Source organism: Blastococcus sp. HT6-4 (assembly GCF_039679125.1).
Taxonomy (GTDB): domain Bacteria; phylum Actinomycetota; class Actinomycetes; order Mycobacteriales; family Geodermatophilaceae; genus Blastococcus; species Blastococcus montanus.
The window spans coordinates 1,892,660-1,910,234 of sequence record NZ_CP155551.1; the positions used below are offsets into that span (position 1 = coordinate 1,892,660).

12 protein-coding genes and 3 rRNA genes are annotated in these 17,575 nt (G+C 70.9%); 13 read left to right on the forward strand and 2 right to left on the reverse strand.

Annotation, left to right across the window (positions count from 1 at the left end; genetic code table 11):
- Positions 1 to 39: 39 nt before the first annotated feature.
- From ABDB74_RS09185 to ABDB74_RS09215, 7 genes are all read left to right on the forward strand, one after another.
- On the forward strand, positions 40 to 666 hold the full coding sequence (locus tag ABDB74_RS09185; protein WP_346623478.1) for a DNA-3-methyladenine glycosylase: 627 nt from the start codon (positions 40 to 42) through the stop codon (positions 664 to 666).
- Positions 663 to 1,940 carry a tyrosine--tRNA ligase gene (tyrS, locus tag ABDB74_RS09190; protein ID WP_346623480.1) on the forward strand — a complete coding sequence of 426 codons (1,278 nt, stop codon included), beginning with the start codon at positions 663 to 665 and terminating at the stop codon, positions 1,938 to 1,940. The genes ABDB74_RS09185 and tyrS overlap by 4 nt, the downstream gene beginning before the upstream one ends.
- 397 nt (positions 1,941 to 2,337) lie before the next feature.
- Positions 2,338 to 3,858, forward strand: a 16S ribosomal RNA gene (locus ABDB74_RS09195).
- A 460-nt stretch (positions 3,859 to 4,318) separates the two neighbouring features.
- Positions 4,319 to 7,446, forward strand: a 23S ribosomal RNA gene (locus ABDB74_RS09200).
- A gap of 108 nt (positions 7,447 to 7,554) precedes the next feature.
- A 5S ribosomal RNA gene (gene rrf / locus ABDB74_RS09205) occupies positions 7,555 to 7,671 on the forward strand.
- The 16S, 23S and 5S rRNA genes sit together here, the layout of an rRNA operon.
- 1,117 nt (positions 7,672 to 8,788) lie before the next feature.
- Complete coding sequence (locus ABDB74_RS09210; RefSeq protein ID WP_346623482.1) at positions 8,789 to 9,724, forward strand: hypothetical protein; 936 nt, start codon at positions 8,789 to 8,791, stop codon at positions 9,722 to 9,724.
- Positions 9,725 to 9,823: 99 nt separating this feature from the next.
- Positions 9,824 to 10,183 carry a single-stranded DNA-binding protein gene (locus tag ABDB74_RS09215; protein ID WP_346623484.1) on the forward strand — a complete coding sequence of 120 codons (360 nt, stop codon included), beginning with the start codon at positions 9,824 to 9,826 and terminating at the stop codon, positions 10,181 to 10,183.
- Between the two features lie 18 nt (positions 10,184 to 10,201).
- Here ABDB74_RS09215 and ABDB74_RS09220 read toward each other — a convergent pair whose 3' ends face one another.
- Entirely contained in the window at positions 10,202 to 11,512 is a 1,311-nt protein-coding gene (locus tag ABDB74_RS09220) for a DUF1015 domain-containing protein (protein ID WP_346623486.1), read from the reverse strand.
- A 107-nt stretch (positions 11,513 to 11,619) separates the two neighbouring features.
- Between ABDB74_RS09220 and ABDB74_RS09225 the strand changes: the two genes are divergently transcribed.
- Positions 11,620 to 12,045 (forward strand): tetratricopeptide repeat protein, encoded by a 426-nt coding sequence (locus ABDB74_RS09225; RefSeq protein WP_346623487.1) that lies wholly within the window; start codon positions 11,620 to 11,622, stop codon positions 12,043 to 12,045.
- Entirely contained in the window at positions 12,042 to 13,157 is a 1,116-nt protein-coding gene (locus ABDB74_RS09230; protein WP_346623488.1) for an HAD-IIA family hydrolase, read from the forward strand. Before ABDB74_RS09225 ends, ABDB74_RS09230 begins: the two co-directional genes overlap by 4 nt.
- Positions 13,158 to 13,187: 30 nt before the next feature.
- On the opposite strand, the gene ABDB74_RS09235 is transcribed toward ABDB74_RS09230, so the two are convergent.
- Entirely contained in the window at positions 13,188 to 13,505 is a 318-nt protein-coding gene (locus tag ABDB74_RS09235; protein WP_346623490.1) for an alkyl sulfatase C-terminal domain-containing protein, read from the reverse strand.
- Positions 13,506 to 13,701: 196 nt separating this feature from the next.
- Here ABDB74_RS09235 and ABDB74_RS09240 point away from each other — a divergent pair, with 196 nt between their 5' ends.
- The 4 genes from ABDB74_RS09240 to recN are packed head-to-tail and all read left to right on the forward strand — an operon-like array spanning position 13,702 to position 17,570.
- Positions 13,702 to 13,971 (forward strand): hypothetical protein, encoded by a 270-nt coding sequence (locus tag ABDB74_RS09240; RefSeq protein ID WP_346623491.1) that lies wholly within the window; start codon positions 13,702 to 13,704, stop codon positions 13,969 to 13,971.
- Positions 13,971 to 14,768 carry a TlyA family RNA methyltransferase gene (locus ABDB74_RS09245; protein ID WP_346623492.1) on the forward strand — a complete coding sequence of 266 codons (798 nt, stop codon included), beginning with the start codon at positions 13,971 to 13,973 and terminating at the stop codon, positions 14,766 to 14,768. Before ABDB74_RS09240 ends, ABDB74_RS09245 begins: the two co-directional genes overlap by 1 nt.
- Positions 14,765 to 15,811 (forward strand): NAD kinase, encoded by a 1,047-nt coding sequence (locus ABDB74_RS09250; protein ID WP_346623494.1) that lies wholly within the window; start codon positions 14,765 to 14,767, stop codon positions 15,809 to 15,811. The genes ABDB74_RS09245 and ABDB74_RS09250 overlap by 4 nt, the downstream gene beginning before the upstream one ends.
- Entirely contained in the window at positions 15,786 to 17,570 is a 1,785-nt protein-coding gene (recN, locus tag ABDB74_RS09255; RefSeq protein WP_346623495.1) for a DNA repair protein RecN, read from the forward strand. The genes ABDB74_RS09250 and recN overlap by 26 nt, the downstream gene beginning before the upstream one ends.
- The last annotated feature ends 5 nt before the right edge of the window (positions 17,571 to 17,575 follow it).

The following is a 17,575-nucleotide window of genomic DNA, read 5'->3' on the forward strand; positions in this document are numbered from 1 at the left end:
AGCACCGTTCCGTCGTGCCGGCCCGGGCCGGGTCCCCTCGTGCGCGAGGAGGACCTGCTCGGGCCGGTCGACGTCGTGGCGCCGGCGCTGCTCGGGTGCTGGGTGGTCACCGACCGGCCGGAGGGCCGGGTGGCGCTGCGGCTGACCGAGGTGGAGGCGTACTCGGGGGAGGGGATGGACCCGGCGGCGCACTCGCACGGCGGCCCGACTCCGCGCTCGGAGATCATGTTCGGCCCGCCGGGCCGGCTGTACGTGTACTTCAGCTACGGCGTGCACTGGTGCGCGAACGTCGTCGTCGGCCCCGAGGGGCGCGGGTCGGCGGTGCTGCTGCGGGCGGGGGAGGTGGTGGTGGGGGAGGAGATCGCCCGGAACCGCCGGCCCGCGGCCCGTGCCGCACGCGACCTCGCCCGGGGGCCGGCGCGGCTGACCCAGGCCCTGGCCATCGGGCCCGACGACCGGGGCGGCCACCTGCTCGACCAGGGGAGCCCGGTGCGGCTGCACCGGGGGGAGCCCCCGGCGGCCGTCTCGGCCGGCCCACGGGTCGGCATCACCAGGGCGGCGGAGCTGCCGTGGCGGTTCTGGGCGACCGACGCCCCCTCCGTGAGCGTGTTCCGGGCAGGGGGCAAGCCGCGCCGCCGGCCGGCCGGGCAGGATGGGTCCCCGTGAACGACGTCATCGACGACCTGCACCGCCGTGGGCTCATCGCCCAGAGCACCGACGAGGCCGCCCTGCGGGAGCACCTCGCCGAGGGGCCGGTCACGTTCTACTGCGGCTTCGACCCGACGGCGGAGAGCCTGCACGTCGGCCACCTGGTGCAGTTCATGGTGCTCCGCGCCCTCCAGCGGGCCGGCCACCAGCCCGTCGTCCTGGTGGGCGGCGCGACCGGCCTGATCGGTGACCCCCGGCCCTCGGCCGAGCGGCAGCTGAACGACCCGTCGGTCGTCGCCGCGTGGGTGGCCGGCATCCGCCGCCAGGTGGCCCCGTTCCTCGAGCTGCCCGCCGAGCGGGACGGGCTCCGGGCACCGATCTACGTCGACAACCTCGACTGGACGGCGCAGCTGTCGGCCATCGACTTCCTGCGCGGGCTGGGCAAGCACTTCCGCGTCGGCCGCATGCTGGCCAAGGAGGCGGTCTCGGCCCGGCTGAACTCCGAGGCCGGCATCAGCTACACGGAGTTCAGCTACCAGATCCTGCAGGCCAACGACTACCTCCAGCTGTTCCGCCGGCACGGCGTCACGCTGCAGACCGGCGGCTCGGACCAGTGGGGCAACCTGACGGCCGGGATCGACCTGGTGCGGCGGACCGAGGGGACGTCGGTGCACGCCCTCTCGACGCCGTTGGTGACCAAGTCCGACGGCACCAAGTTCGGCAAGTCCGAAGGCGGCGCCGTCTGGCTGGACCCGGGCCTGACGTCGCCGTACGCCTTCTTCCAGTTCTGGCTCAACGCCGACGACGTCGACGCCCGCACGTGGCTGCCGCTGTTCTCCGAGCGGCCGGCCGAGGAGCTCGAGGCCCTGGTCGCCGAGAGCCTGGAGCGCCCGGCGGCCCGGACGGCGCAGCGCGCGCTGGCCGAGGAGCTGACGCTCCTGGTCCACGGGCCCGAGCAGCTCCGGCAGGCCGAGGCCGCCGGGCGGGCGCTGTTCGGGCGGGAGGACCTGGGCTCCCTCGACGCCGCCACGCTGACGGCGGCCCTGCAGGAGGCGGGGAGCATCACCGTCGACGGCGAGGTGCCCACGGTGGCGCAGCTGCTGCAGCAGACCGGCCTCGTCGCCAGCCTGTCCGAGGCCCGGCGCACGGTGAAGGAGGGCGGGGCGTACGTGAACAACGAGCGCGTCACCGACGCCGACGCCGCGCCGCCGGCGGACGCCTGGCTGCCCGGCGGATGGCTCGTCCTGCGCCGGGGACGGCGGTCGATCGCGGGCGTGCGCCGGGAGGCGTAGAGCACCGGTCGGCCAGGCCCGCCGGGCGTCGGACCAGGGTGAACGGCCGGTGGCACGGGCGTGGCGATCGCGTGTCCGGCGTCACCCCTGACCTCGTTTGACACCGCTCGCCGGGCCGCGTAACTTTCTCTTTGCGCCGCGCGGCCCGGGAGGGCCGCCGGACCGGATGGCCCCTCTAGCGGGCCTCTGGAAACCGGCGTAGAGTTGGACATCCAGCCAGGGACGAAGCCCGCGAGGGTCTACTTCCTGCGCGTCCGCTCCTTGAGAACTCAACAGCGTGCCGAAAGTCAGTGCCAAGTAATACCCCGTGCCATGGCTCTTGTGGTTGTGGCAGGGATTCCTTTGGTTGATTGATATCGCGAGTGTCAGCTCGCGGTTCTCAGCTGTGATCAAATCATCTACGGAGAGTTTGATCCTGGCTCAGGACGAACGCTGGCGGCGTGCTTAACACATGCAAGTCGAACGGTGAACCTCGCTTGCGGGGGGATCAGTGGCGAACGGGTGAGTAACACGTGGGCAACCTGCCCCTGGCTCTGGGATAACTCCAAGAAATTGGGGCTAATACCGGATGTGACCGCTGACCGCATGGTCTGGTGGTGGAAAGATTTATCGGCCAGGGATGGGCCCGCGGCCTATCAGCTTGTTGGTGGGGTAGTGGCCTACCAAGGCGACGACGGGTAGCCGGCCTGAGAGGGTGACCGGCCACACTGGGACTGAGACACGGCCCAGACTCCTACGGGAGGCAGCAGTGGGGAATATTGCGCAATGGGCGAAAGCCTGACGCAGCGACGCCGCGTGGGGGATGACGGCCTTCGGGTTGTAAACCTCTTTCAGCAGGGACGAAGCGAGAGTGACGGTACCTGCAGAAGAAGCACCGGCCAACTACGTGCCAGCAGCCGCGGTAATACGTAGGGTGCAAGCGTTGTCCGGAATTATTGGGCGTAAAGAGCTCGTAGGCGGTTCGTCGCGTCGGCTGTGAAATCCCGAGGCTCAACCTCGGGCCTGCAGTCGATACGGGCGGACTTGAGTGTTGCAGGGGAGACTGGAATTCCTGGTGTAGCGGTGAAATGCGCAGATATCAGGAGGAACACCGGTGGCGAAGGCGGGTCTCTGGGCAACTACTGACGCTGAGGAGCGAAAGCGTGGGGAGCGAACAGGATTAGATACCCTGGTAGTCCACGCCGTAAACGTTGGGCGCTAGGTGTGGGGGCCATTCCACGGTCTCCGTGCCGCAGCTAACGCATTAAGCGCCCCGCCTGGGGAGTACGGCCGCAAGGCTAAAACTCAAAGGAATTGACGGGGGCCCGCACAAGCGGCGGAGCATGTTGCTTAATTCGATGCAACGCGAAGAACCTTACCTAGGCTTGACATGCACGGAAATCCTCCAGAGATGGGGGGTCCGTAAGGGCCGTGCACAGGTGGTGCATGGTTGTCGTCAGCTCGTGTCGTGAGATGTTGGGTTAAGTCCCGCAACGAGCGCAACCCTCGTCCTATGTTGCCAGCGAGTAATGTCGGGGACTCATAGGAGACTGCCGGGGTCAACTCGGAGGAAGGTGGGGATGACGTCAAATCATCATGCCCCTTATGTCTAGGGCTGCAAACATGCTACAATGGCCGGTACAAAGGGCTGCGATACCGCGAGGTGGAGCGAATCCCAAAAAGCCGGTCTCAGTTCGGATTGGGGTCTGCAACTCGACCCCATGAAGTTGGAGTCGCTAGTAATCGCAGATCAGCAACGCTGCGGTGAATACGTTCCCGGGCCTTGTACACACCGCCCGTCACGTCACGAAAGTCGGTAACGCCCGAAGCCGGTGGCCCAACCCCTTGTGGGAGGGAGCCGTCGAAGGCGGGATCGGCGATTGGGACGAAGTCGTAACAAGGTAGCCGTACCGGAAGGTGCGGCTGGATCACCTCCTTTCTAAGGAGCACTGGCCGCGCCCCTCGTGGGTGTGGTCCAGAGCCGCGCTCGGACCGTGATGGTTCACCAGTCCTGGTGGGTCACGGGTGTTCGGGGTGGTGCTCGAGGGTGGAACGCTGACCAGTTCGGCCGGCAGCCTGGTGCTGCTCCTAGTACGGCCGCGCGCTCCTCTTGGGGGGTGTGTGGTGGGGAACGGGGTGGTGGGGGTTGGTCGGTTCGTAGGCACGCTGTTGGGTCCTGAGGGAGCGGGGAACCGGTCTCTTGTGTCAGGGCCTCCTGGTTCTCGTACCGTCGTCGCCCCTGTGGGGGTGGCGGGTCTGGCGGGACGGTGTGGGGGGTGGCTGGTCGTACGTTGAGAACTGCACAGTGGACGCGAGCATCTTCTGACTCTGAAGCAGAGTTTCAGTTTGTAGGCCCGTTTCTTGTTTCCTTCCGGGGGCGAGGAGCGGGATTTTTGTGTGGCCAAGTTGTTAAGGGCACACGGTGGATGCCTGGGCACCAGGAGCCGATGAAGGACGTAGGAGGCTGCGATAAGCCTCGGGGAGCTGTCAACCGAGCGTTGATCCGAGGATTTCCGAATGGGGGAACCCCGCACCAGTCATGTGGTGTGACCCGCGCCTGAACACATAGGGCGTGTGGAGGGAACGTGGGGAAGTGAAACATCTCAGTACCCACAGGAAGAGAAAACAACAGTGATTCCGTGAGTAGTGGCGAGCGAAAGCGGATGAGGCTAAACCGATCGCATGTGATAGCCGGCAGGCGTTGTGTGGTCGGGGTCGTGGGACAGTTCAGCACCTCCTGCCGGGGGTGCAGGGAGTCATAAAAGACTTGTGTTAGTGGAAGGCCTCTGGAAGGGGTCGCCGTAGAGGGTGAGAGCCCCGTACACGAAAACTCAGTCTCTCCCGAGCTTGCTCCCAAGTAGCACCGAGCCCGTGAAATTCGGTGTGAATCTGGCGGGACCACCCGCTAAGCCTGAATACTCCCTGGTGACCGATAGCGGACTAGTACCGTGAGGGAAAGGTGAAAAGTACCCCGGGAGGGGAGTGAAATAGTACCTGAAACCGTGTGCCTACAAGCCGTGAGAGCCTTATCCACTTCGGTGGAGGGGTGATTGCGTGCCTTTTGAAGAATGAGCCTGCGAGTTAGCGGTACGTGGCGAGGTTAACCCGTGTGGGGTAGCCGTAGCGAAAGCGAGTCCGAACAGGGCGATTGAGTCGCGTGCCCTAGACCCGAAGCCGAGTGATCTACCCATGGCCAGGTTGAAGCGCGGGTAAGACCGCGTGGAGGACCGAACCCACCAGGGTTGAAAACCTGGGGGATGAGCTGTGGGTAGGGGTGAAAGGCCAATCAAACTCGGTGATAGCTGGTTCTCCCCGAAATGCATTTAGGTGCAGCGTCACGTGTTTCTTGCCGGAGGTAGAGCACTGGATGGCCGATGGGCCCCACAAGGTTACTGACGTCAACCAAACTCCGAATGCCGGTAAGTGAGAGCGTGGCAGTGAGACTGCGGGCGATAAGGTTCGTAGTCGAGAGGGAAACAGCCCAGATCATCGGCTAAGGCCCCTAAGCGTGTGCTAAGTGGAAAAGGATGTGGGATCGCAGAGACAACCAGGAGGTTGGCTTAGAAGCAGCCACCCTTGAAAGAGTGCGTAATAGCTCACTGGTCAAGTGGTTCCGCGCCGACAATGTAGCGGGGCTCAAGCACACCGCCGAAGCCGTGGCATTCACACGTTAGCCCGCCGACACCTTTTGGGGTGCCGGCCAGGTGTGTGGATGGGTAGGGGAGCGTCGTGTGGCGGTGGAAGCGGCGGAGTGATCCAGCCGTGGACGCCACACGAGTGAGAATGCAGGCATGAGTAGCGAGAGGGGAGTGAGAACCTCCCCCGCCGGAAGACCAAGGGTTCCTGGGCCAGGCTAATCCGCCCAGGGTGAGTCGGGACCTAAGGCGAGGCCGACAGGCGTAGTCGATGGACAACGGGTTGATATTCCCGTACCCGCGAAGGAACGCCCATGCTGAACCCAGCGATGCTAACCCACCGACGCCGGTGCGCCCACTTGTGGGCAATCCGGACTAGCTGGGGACCCGGACTGGTAGTAGGCAAGCGATGGGGTGACGCAGGAAGGTAGTCCTACCGGTGAGTGGTAGTACCGGGGCAAGGGTGTGGCCCGTCCGATAGGTAAATCCGTCGGACATACAGGGTGAGGCCCGACGCATAGCCGAATGAGGCGAATTGGATGATCCTATGCTGCCGAGAAAAGCCTCTAGCGAGTTCCGAGCGGCCCGTACCCCAAACCAACTCAGGTGGTCAGGTAGAGAATACCGAGGCGATCGAGCGAACTGTGGTTAAGGAACTCGGCAAAATGCCCCCGTAACTTCGGGAGAAGGGGGGCCATCTACTGTCAACACCCTTGCGGTGGGCAGCGGTGGGTGGCCGCAGAGACCAGTGAGAAGCGACTGTTTACTAAAAACACAGGTCCGTGCGAAGTCGTAAGACGATGTATACGGACTGACGCCTGCCCGGTGCTGGAACGTTAAGGGGACGGGTTAGTGCCTTCGGGCGCGAAGCTCAGAACTCAAGCGCCAGTAAACGGCGGTGGTAACTATAACCATCCTAAGGTAGCGAAATTCCTTGTCGGGTAAGTTCCGACCTGCACGAATGGCGTAACGACTTCTCAGCTGTCTCAACCACAGGCTCGGCGAAATTGCACTACGAGTAAAGATGCTCGTTACGCGCGGCAGGACGGAAAGACCCCGGGACCTTTACTATAGCTTGATATTGGTGTTCGGTTCGGCTTGTGTAGGATAGGTGGGAGACTGCGAAGCGGGCACGCCAGTGTTCGTGGAGTCGCCGTTGAAATACCACTCTGGTCGAATTGGATGTCTAACCTCGGTCCGTGATCCGGATCAGGGACAGTGTCAGGTGGGTAGTTTAACTGGGGCGGTTGCCTCCCAAAATGTAACGGAGGCGCCCAAAGGTTCCCTCAGCCTGGTTGGCAATCAGGTGTCGAGTGCAAGTGCACAAGGGAGCTTGACTGCGAGACCGACGGGTCGAGCAGGAGCGAAAGCTGGGACTAGTGACCCGGCACCGGCATGTGGAAGCGGTGTCGCTCAACGGATAAAAGGTACCCCGGGGATAACAGGCTGATCTTCCCCAAGAGTCCATATCGACGGGATGGTTTGGCACCTCGATGTCGGCTCGTCGCATCCTGGGGCTGGAGTAGGTCCCAAGGGTTGGGCTGTTCGCCCATTAAAGCGGTACGCGAGCTGGGTTTAGAACGTCGTGAGACAGTTCGGTCCCTATCCGCCGTGCGCGTAAGAGACTTGAGAAGAGCTGTCCCTAGTACGAGAGGACCGGGACGGACGAACCTCTGGTGTGCCAGTTGTACCGCCAGGTGCACTGCTGGTTAGCTACGTTCGGCAGGGATAACCGCTGAAAGCATCTAAGCGGGAAGCTCGCTTCAAGATGAGGTCTCTCACCGGGTCAACCGGGTAAGGCCCCCGCCCAGACCAGCGGGTTGATAGGCCGGAAGTGGAAGCACCGCAAGGTGTGGAGCTGACCGGTACTAATAGGCCGAGGGCTTGACCACACACACCTACCTTCTGGTGCTGTGAACGAGCTCGGATAACAAGATGTCACGCGTCCACTGTGCGGTTCTGAACGCACGAACCAGCCGGTTCGTACATGTTCACAGAGTTACGGCGGCCATGGCGAGAGGGAAACGCCCGGTCACATTCCGAACCCGGAAGCTAAGCCTTTCAGCGCCGATGGTACTGCCCTGGAGACGGGGTGGGAGAGTAGGACGCCGCCGGACATACTTCACCGAATGGGGGTCAGAGCCACGTGCTCTGGCCCCCATTCGCATTTCTGGCCGCCGCCGGCCCGCTGGCTGAGCGCGGCATCGAGCGAAGAGGTACCCACAACTCATGACTTCTCCGCGACGCGGTTCGGGCGACTCCGGTCGCGGTTCCGGCGACGGACGACCGGCGCCTCGAGGCGGCCGCCCTCAGGGGCACCGCGGATCCACGGGTGGCGGGGGACGGGCGGGCGCGCAGGGTGACCGCCCGCAGCGTTCCGATCGTCCGCAGGGTGCGTGGCAGGACCGGCGTCCCCAGGGTGACCGGCCGCAGCGTTCGGACCGTCCGCAGGGTGCGTGGCAGGACCGGCGTCCCCAGGGTGACCGCCCGCAGCGTTCGGACCGTCCCCAGGGTGCGTGGCAGGACCGGCGTCCCCAGGGTGACCGCCCGCAGCGTTCGGACCGTCCGCAGGGTGCGTGGCAGGACCGGCGTCCTCAGGGTGACCGGCCGCAGCGTTCGGACCGGCCCCAGGGTGCGTGGCAGGACCGCCGTCCTCAGGGTGACCGGCCGCAGCGTTCGGACCGGCCCCAGGGTGCGTGGCAGGACCGCCGTCCTCAGGGTGACCGGCCGCAGCGTTCGGACCGCCCGCAGGGTGATCGGGCTCGTGGTGACTGGCAGGACCGGCGCCCGCAGGGTGACCGGCCGCAGCGTTCGGACCGCCCGCAGGGTGATCGGGCTCGTGGTGACTGGCAGGACCGGCGCCCGCAGGGTGACCGCCCGCAGCGATCGGACCGCCCGCAGGGCGATCGGCCTCGCGGTGACTGGCAGGACCGGCGCCCGCAGGGTGACCGCCCGCAGCGATCGGACCGCCCGCAGGGTGCGTGGCAGGACCGGCGCCCGCAGGGTGACCGCCCGCAGCGTTCGGACCGCCCGCAGGGGGATCGGCCTCGTGGTGACTGGCAGGACCGGCGCCCGCAGGGTGACCGCCCGCAGCGGTCCGACCGTCCGCAGGGTGACCGGCCGCAGCGATCCGACCGCGGCGGATCAGGCAACTGGCGTGAGCGCCGCCCGTCCGATGACCGGCGAGACTCGCCGGGACGCCCCGGCGGGGCCCCGCAGGACCGTCGTCCACCGGTGCCGGCTGGGCCCGAGATTCCCGAATGGGCCGACCCCAGCGAACTCGACCCGTCCATCCGGGCCGCCCTCCGGGGGCTCGACCCGCGGAACTCCGCGAAGGTCGCTGGCCACCTGGTCGTCGCCGGGACGCTCGTCGACGAGGACCCGGAGACGGCGCTGGCGCACGCCCGCGCAGCCCGTGACCGCGCGTCGCGGCTCGCGGTCGTCCGTGAGGCCGTCGGCGTCGCCGCTTACCACGCGGGGGACTACGCCGAGGCGGCACGGGAGATCCGCGCGTACCGGCGGATGAGCGGTGACCACGGCTACCGGGCGGTCCTCGCCGACTGCGAACGGGCGCTCGGGCGGCCAGAGGTGGCGCTCCGGCTCGTCGCCGAGGCGCTCGCCGAGAGCCCCGACGCCGAGGAGGTCGTCGAACTGCGCATGGTCGAGGCCGGAGCGCGACGCGACCTGGGTGAGGACGCCGCCGCGCGGCTGGTCCTGGAGGCCGCACTCGGTGGCAGGCCGGACCCGTCGCGGCTCGACGTCCACGATCACGGGCAGCTCCGCCTTGCCGCTGCGTACTCGGACCTTCTCCGCGCGCAGGGTGAGGACGAGCGCGCCGACCAGTGGCTCGCCGCCGTCGCCGCCGTCGACCCGGAGCTCGCCGGTGAGGACCTCGGCGTCGAGTTCAGCGAACTCGAGGAGGCGGACGACCTCGTGGGGGAGCAGGCGGCCGAGGACGCCGGCGGACGTGACGGCGCGGCGGAGGACGCCGCCGTGGAGGACGACGACGAGCCCCTGGACGCCGGCGAGCAGTCGCTGACTTTCGAGGAGGAGGTCGAGGCCGAGGTCGCCGAGCTGCTGGGTGAGAGCGAGTCCGGGGGCGAACCGACCCCCGACGCCGACGCCGACGCCGACGCCGACGCCGATCGGAACAGCGCCGACCAGCACTGAGGTCTGACAGGGACGCCACGTCCGTCCACATGCGGACGTGGTGTCCACAGATCGTTCGGGTTCCCCCCGGGGGGCAGCACGAGCGGCCAGGCTTCCGTCATGACCGTGGCTGTGATCGACCGCAACGACGTCGTCCTTCGCGGACGCGTGTCCGCCCCGGCGGAACTCCGGACGTTGCCCAGCGGGGACGCGCTGGTCACGTTCCGGCTGGTGGTCCGCAGGCCCGTCCCTCGGGCGCGGGGTCAGTCCGTCGACGTGCTCACCTGCATCTCCTACGACCGGGCCCTGCAACGGCGCATCGGCATGTGGCAGCCGGGGGACGTGGTCGAGGTCGAGGGGGCCCTCCAGCGCCGCTTCTGGCGGACCGCCTCGGGGACGGCGTCGGTCTGCGAGGTGAACTGCCGACGTGGGCGCAAGGTCCCGCGATCGGCGGCGCGGACGGCCGAGGAGACCGCGTGACCGTGGCTCCTCGCCGGGTCAGCCCGACAGCGGCCGGAACACCAGACCGGTCCGCGGCTTCGGCACGAACAGCGTCGACTTGCGGGGCATCCGGGCGCCCGCGCGGGCCACGGCCGCCACGTCCGTGGGCGAGGGGGCGCGCAGCAGCACGGCCACCCCGGACCGTTCGACCGCTCCCTCCACCGCCTCCTCGAGACCGTGGGCGATCACGACCGCGTCCACCGTGTCCGGCCGCCCCCACAGCTGCCCGAGCAGGCCGTGGTGGGCCAGCACCACGTCGAGATCGCACCACGCCGGCGGCACCCCGGCCGGTACCGCCCCCCGGACCTCGGCCGACGGTGCGGTCAGCCGCACCAGCCTGTGGCCGTCGGTGACGAGCAGTCCGCGCTCGGCGGGATCGCGCAGCCAGTCGCGGGCGGCGGCGACGACACCGGCGGGGCCCTCGCCGGCCACCGGTATCTCGGCGGTGACGAAACCGCGGCCGGCCCGGTCGATGGCGGCAGCCATGGGCAGCGCGGGGACGACCCGGTGGATCGGGTCCACCCGGAGACCGCCGAGCCCCATCGGCGTCACCAGCGCCAGCACGGCGCCGGCACCGGAGGTGCGGGGCTGCTCGGAGGCGTGGGCCCGAGCCGCGGCGAACCGGTGGTGCCCGTCGGCGATCACCGCCCGAGTACGTCCCAGCATCTCGCTCACCGCCGCGACGGTGGTGCGGTCGGTGACCCGCCACAGCCGATGCCGCACGCCGTCGGCATCCCGCACGGCCATCGTCGCCGGGTCCCGGCGGACGGTCGCGGCGAGATCCGCGAGCGCGGGCTCGGGGTCGTGCGCGAGGACGATCGGTTCCAGATCGGTGCCGGTCGCGGCCAAGAGGGCGCGCCGGTCCTCGACCGCCCGGGGATACGTGTCCTCGTGCGGCAGGACCGCCGCGGATCCGGCCGGCGGCAGTGCCACCGCGCCCAACCATCCGACGGTCGCCGGCCCTCCGTCGGCCGGTCGCAGCTCGTACAGCCACAGCGCCGCCCGGTCGTCGCGCACCAGCACGCCGTCGGCCTCCCAGGTGCGCAGGGTGGCCGCGGCTAGCTCGGCGGAGGCCGGTCCGTCCAGGGGCGCCCCGTCCGCCCGGGGCAGGATCAACCGGACCACGTTGTGCGGATCGGACTCGGCCAGCCGTTCGCGGCCGGCGGGCGTCACCAGGTCGTAGGCTGGCGAGCTGACCCGGGCCAGGTGCTCGGCGTCGTGCCGGCGGTAGGTCAGCGCCCGGAACGGCCGGACCTCCAGGCCCGGTTCCGACCGCGGCGACCGAGGACCTGCCGGCGACGAGTGCACGACGAGATCGTAGGAGCGGGCCGATCCGCTCCGGCCGGCCGCTCGCCGGCCGCGGCCGCGGGCCGGAGAGGTCGAGCGAGGAGCGCACCACGCGGAAGGGGGCGGCAGTGTCCGAGGACGGGTCCCCGGACCTCCCTGCGCCGGGGCCGAGCGGGCCCGGCGGTGGGGTCTACGAGTGGTACCGGCGCGGGCTGTCGCTGCTGGAGGACAAGCACCCCGACGCGGCCGCCACCCTGCTCGCCCGCGCGGCCGAGGCGGAGCCCGCGTCGCGCAGCATCCGCGAGGCCCTGGCCCGTGCCCAGTACGACGCCGGGCGGTACGGGGACGCGATCGCCAGTTTCAGCGCGCTCATCGCGGCCAATCCCACCGACGACTACGCGCAGTTCGGCCTGGGCCTGGCGGCCAGCCGGGCCGGAGACCTGGCGCTGGCCGCCGAGCACCTCGCGCTCGCGGTGGCCATGCGCCCCGACCTCGACCACTACGGACGGGCGCTGCGCGCCGTCCGGGCCCGGCAGACCAGGGAGTCCGCATGACCGATGTCCCCACCGCAGCGCCGCCCACCCTCGCCGAGGGCTGTGCGGAGCCCCCCGCGACGCGGTACGACGTGGCGCTGCTCGATCTCGACGGCGTGGTCTACGTCGGCCCGGACGCGGTTCCCGGGGTGCCCGCGGCGCTCGCCACCGCCCGGGAGGCGGGCATGCGGCTGGGGTTCGTGACCAACAACGCCGCACGCACCCCGGACGAGGTCGCCGGGCACCTGTCCCGGCTGGGGGTGCCGGCCGACCCCGCGGACGTCATCACCAGCTCCCAGGCCGCGGCGAGCGTGGTCGCCGGATTGCTGGGCGCCGGATCCCGCGTGCTGCCGGTCGGTGGCCCCGGTGTCGCCGCTGCCCTGCGGGCGGCCGGGCTCACCGTCGTCGCGGCCGCCGAGGATCGGCCGGACGCCATCGTCCAGGGCTACGGCCCGGACGTCGGCTGGCCGCAACTGGCCGAGGCCGTGGTGGCCGTCCGCACCGGAGCCCGGCACGTGGCCACCAACGCCGACGCCACGATCCCGTCCCCCCGCGGACCGCTGCCCGGCAACGGCGCCATGGTGGCCGTCGTCCGGGGCGTCACCGGGCAGGAGCCACTGGTCACCGGGAAGCCGGACCCGGCGATGCACGCCGAGTGCGTGCGGCGCACCGGTGCCCGGCGACCGCTGGTGGTCGGCGACCGGCTGGACACCGACATCGAGGGCGCCCGCCGGGCCGGGGCGGCCAGCCTCCTGGTCCTCTCCGGGGTCACCGACCCCGCGACCCTGCTGGCCGCTGCGCCGATGCACCGGCCCGACCTGCTGTCCGCGGACGCGGCCGGACTGCTCACGGGGCACCCTCCCGTCGTGGCAGCGGACGGGGCCTGGCGCTGCGGCCGGTGGTCGGCGAGCGTGGCCGAGGGCGGGGGAGTGCTCTCGCTCGCCCCGGCGGGGCCCGACCCACGGGTGGACCAGGTGGCCGACGACGGGCTCGACGGACTCCGGGCACTGTGCCTCGCCCACTGGTCGTCCCACCCGGACGAGGGCGTTCCCGCCCGCGTGGTCGGGGCCGATGCGGCCGCCGCCGACCTGCTCACCGGCTGGGGGCTGCTCACCACGGCCACGCGGCGGTGAGCCGCGGCGGGGGACGTCCGCCCGCAGGGATCAGAGCAGCGTGCGCAGCCGGAGCAGGTCCCGCAGCCCCGCCTCCAGCTTCACCCGGCCGGCGGCCCAGGCCGAGCCGAAGGACAGCGTGCCGTCGGTGAGGGCGACCAGGTCGTCACTGGTCATGGTCAGGCGGATGTCGGCCTTCGGGACGGCCGGCCCGTCGGGGACGGCGCGCAGGTCGCGCACCGCACCGGAGCTCAGCCGTCCGAGCACGACCTGGTCCAGATCGGTCAGCCGGCAGGAGAGGCTGCGGTCCAGCCCTGCCGCCGCCGGGTTGGCGGCGAGATCGCCGAGGATGCCCCGCAGGGCGGTCATGCACTGATCCATCGTGGCCACGCGGGCGGTACTCCCTGGAGTCGGCAGCGGTTCTCGATCGTCGCCGACGCTATCGCGCTGCCCCGTCCGGCCCGTCCACGTCATTCCCGGCCGGTAACCTCCGCAGGAGACGCCGGTGCGTGCGACGACCGCTGCCCGAGCCCTACCACCCGATCCCCGCACCCGAGAGGCGCACATGACCGAGCCGACCGCGCAGCGACCGATGCCGGGGCCCTACCGGCCCGGTCCCGCGGCCGCGCCGGCGGTCCCGGCCGCGGATCGCGCCGCGGAGGACACCCACCGGCCGGGCGCTGCCCCCCACCCCGGGGAGGACACCGGCGAGCAGGGGGCCGACGGACGCCGGCTGACCGGCCTCGAGGAGCTGCCCGTGGCCGAGCACGTCGCCGTCTTCGAGGCCGAGCACGCGCGCCTGCAGCGCGAGCTCGGCACGATCGACCCGCTCTGATGGCCCGTCGCAGCCGGCTGGACGCCGAGCTCGTGCGCCGGGGCCTGGCCCGGTCGCGGGAGCACGCCGTGGCCCTGATCGCCGAGGGGCGCGTCGCCGTCGCCGGGCAGGCGGCCACCAAGCCGGCCACCGGTGTCGAGGCGGGCACCCCCGTCGTCGTGCGCACCGACCCCGACCAGCCCTCCTGGGTCTCCCGCGGGGCGCACAAGCTGCTGGGCGCGCTGGACGCCTTCCCGGTCGCCGTCGAGGGCCGGCGGGCGCTGGACGCCGGCGCCTCCACCGGCGGGTTCACCGAGGTGCTCCTGAGCCGCGGCGCGGCCGAGGTCGTCGCCGTCGACGTCGGCTACGGCGAACTGGCGTGGTCGCTGCGCACCGACGAACGGGTGCGGGTGCACGAGCGCACCAACGTCCGCACGCTCACGCCGGAGGCCGTCGACGGGGCGGTCGACCTCGTCGTCGCCGACCTGTCCTTCATCTCGTTGCGGCTGGTGCTCCCCGCCCTCACCGCCTGCGCCCGGCCCGGCGCCGACCTGCTGCCCATGGTGAAGCCGCAGTTCGAGGTGGGCCGCGAGCGGCTGGGCGCCGGTGGCGTGGTGCGCGACCCCGAGCAGCGGGTGCGGGCGGTGCTGGAGGTGGGCAGCGCCGCGCACGCCCTCGGGTGGGGTACCGCCGGTGTGGTCGCCAGCCCACTGCCCGGCCCCGCCGGCAACGTGGAGTTCTTCCTGTGGCTGCGGTCCGACGCCGGGCCGATCGAGGAGGACGCCGTCCGTCGAGCAGTCCAGGAGGGACCTCAATGAGCAAGCCGAGCACCGCATCGCCGGACGAGCAGGACACCCGGCGGGTGCTGCTGACCGTGCACACCGGTCGGCGGGACGTCGTCGAGCTGGCCCGCACCTCCGCCGCCCGCCTGCTCCGCGGGGGGATCGGGGTGAAGGTGCTCGACGAGGAGGCCGGCGACCTCGACATCCCCGGTGCGGAGGTCGTCGCCTGCGACGCCTCCGCGGCCAAGGACGCCGAGATCGTCATGGTCTTCGGCGGGGACGGCACCTTCCTGCGCGCGGCGGAACTGGCCCGCTACACCGACGCCGCGCTCATGGGCGTCAACCTCGGCCGGGTCGGCTTCCTCGCCGAGACCGAGCCGGAGGCGGTCGAGGAGACCCTCACCGCCATCGAGCAGTGCGAGTACTCGGTGGAGGAACGCCTGGCCATCCAGGTCGACGTCCTCGACCGCGCCGGCACCCTCGTCGGCGGCACGTGGGCGCTCAACGAGGTCTCGGTGGAGAAGGCCGAGCGCTCGCGGGTGCTCGACGTCGTCATCGCCATCGACGGCCGGCCGCTGACCAGCTTCGGCTGCGACGGGGTCCTGTGCGCCACCCCGACCGGCTCCACGGCCTACGCGTTCTCCGCGGGCGGTCCGGTGGTCTGGCCCGACGTCGAGGCGCTGCTGCTGGTGCCCACCAACGCCCACGCGCTGTTCGCGCGGCCGCTGGTCACCTCGCCGGACTCGGTGCTCACCGTGGCCATCCCGGCCGACGGCAACCGCGCCCGCGTCTCGGCCGACGGGCGGCGGATGGTGGAGATCCCCGACGGCGGCCGCGTCGACGTCCGCCGCGCCGACCGGCCGGTGCGCATCGCCCGCGTCCACGCCGCCACCTTCGGCGACCGCCTGGTGGCCAAGTTCGGTCTCCCGGTCCGGGGATTCCGCGACGTGCGGCGCACCGGGCCCGGGCACGAGGTGTTCCCCGGCCGCGACGTGCTCGCCGCCGAAGGTCCGGCCGACGAGGACGGCACGATGCCGGAGCCGGAGGTGAGCGGTGGCGGCACGCGCGAGGACGGCTGAGCGCCCGGCGGCCGCCGGTGCCGGATCCGCCCCCGGACGGCTGTCCGAGCTGCGCATCCGGGGTCTGGGCGCCATCGACGACGTCACCCTGGAGCTGGGCCGCGGACTGACCGTGGTCACCGGGGAGACCGGCGCCGGCAAGACGATGGTGGTGACCGGGCTGACCCTGCTCTTCGGTGGGCGGGCCGACCCGGGGCGGGTGCGCGCCAGCGGGCGGGCCGGCGTCGAGGGGCGGCTGGAGCTCCCACCCGGTTCGCCGGTCTGGGCCCGGGCCGCCGACGCCGGCGCCGATCCCGACGACGACGGCAGCCTGATCCTGGCCCGCACCGTCAGCGCCGAGGGGCGCTCCCGCGCCTACCTCGGTGGGCGCAGCGTCCCGGTGGGTGTGGTCGCCGAGCTGGCCGAGAACCTGCTCGCCGTGCACGGCCAGACCGACCAGCTGCGGCTCTCCCGTCCGGCCGAGCAGCGCCGCGCGCTGGACCGCTACGCCGGCGCGGACCACCTCGAGCTGCTCGACCGCTACCGCGAGGCGCACCAGCGGTGGCGGGCGCTGGTCGCCGACCTGGAACGCCGGCGCGGCCAGGCGCGGGAGCTCGCGCAGGCCGCCGACGTGCTGCGGCACGGGCTCGAGGAGATCGCCGCCGTCGCGCCCGAGCCGGGGGAGGACGAGTCGCTCGACACCCAGGCCAAGCGGCTCAGCGACGCCGATGCCCTGCGTGCCGCCGCCGACGAGGCACGGATGGCGCTGATCGGCGACGTGACCGGTGACCTGGGCGGCGGAGAGCTGCCGCAGGACGCCACCGCGGCCCTGGCCATCGCCGAGCGTGCGCTGGCCGGCTCCGACGACCCGACGCTGGTCCTGCTCGCCCAGGACCTCGCCGACGCCGTCGCCGTCGTCTCCGACGTCGCCGGCCAGCTCGCCGGCTACGTCGCCGACCTCGACGCGGACCCCGGCCGGCTGGCCGAGGTGCTCGACCGCCGGGCCGCCATCACCGCGCTCGTGCGCAAGTACGCCGACCCGGGCGACGGCGTGGCCGGGGTGCTCGCATGGGGCGAGGACGCCGCCCGCCGGCTCAGCGCGCTCGACGTCTCCGACGAGGCCCTCGAGGCGCTCGCCGCCGACCGCGACGCCGCCCGCGCCGAGGTGGACCGGCTGGGCGCCGAGATCTCCGAGCGCCGGAAGGCGGCGGCCGAGGGGTTCGCCGCCGAGGTCGGCCGGGAGCTGGCCGGGCTGGCGATGAAGAGCGCCCGCGTCTCGTTCAGCATCGACAGCCACCCCGACGACCCCGGACCCGACGGCATCGACGAGGTGGCGCTGCTGCTGGCGGCGCACCCCGGCGCGCCGCCGCGGCCGGTGCACAAGGGGGCCTCCGGCGGTGAGCTGTCCCGCGTCATGCTCGCCATCGAGGTCGTGTTCGCCGGTGCGGACCCGGTTCCGGTCATGGTGTTCGACGAGGTCGACGCCGGTGTGGGCGGGCAGGCGGCGGGGGAGATCGGGCGGCGGCTGGCCCGGCTGGCCCGCGACCACCAGGTCGTCGTCGTCACGCACCTGGCACAGGTCGCGGCGTTCGCCGACACCCACCTGGTCGTCGACAAGTCACCGGACACCGGCGCGGGCGTGACCGCGACCGACATCCGCTCCGTGGAGGGTGAGGACCGGGTGCGGGAGCTGGCGCGCATGCTCTCCGGGCTGGCCGACAGCGAGACCGGCCAGGCGCACGCCCGCGAACTGCTGGCGGTGGCCGCGGCCGGACGGTGACCACC

Bases quoted from the DNA above. Each gene is read 5' to 3' on its own strand.
- ABDB74_RS09245 (WP_346623492.1), top strand. From the start codon at position 13,971: ATGGCCCGTCGCAGCCGGCTGGACGCCGAGCTCGTGCGCCGGGGCCTG.
- ABDB74_RS09215 (WP_346623484.1), top strand. From the start codon at position 9,824: ATGACCGTGGCTGTGATCGACCGCAACGACGTCGTCCTTCGCGGACGC.
- ABDB74_RS09250 (WP_346623494.1), top strand. From the start codon at position 14,765: ATGAGCAAGCCGAGCACCGCATCGCCGGACGAGCAGGACACCCGGCGG.
- ABDB74_RS09235 (WP_346623490.1), bottom strand. From the start codon at position 13,505: ATGACCGCCCTGCGGGGCATCCTCGGCGATCTCGCCGCCAACCCGGCG.
- ABDB74_RS09230 (WP_346623488.1), top strand. From the start codon at position 12,042: ATGACCGATGTCCCCACCGCAGCGCCGCCCACCCTCGCCGAGGGCTGT.
- ABDB74_RS09240 (WP_346623491.1), top strand. From the start codon at position 13,702: ATGACCGAGCCGACCGCGCAGCGACCGATGCCGGGGCCCTACCGGCCC.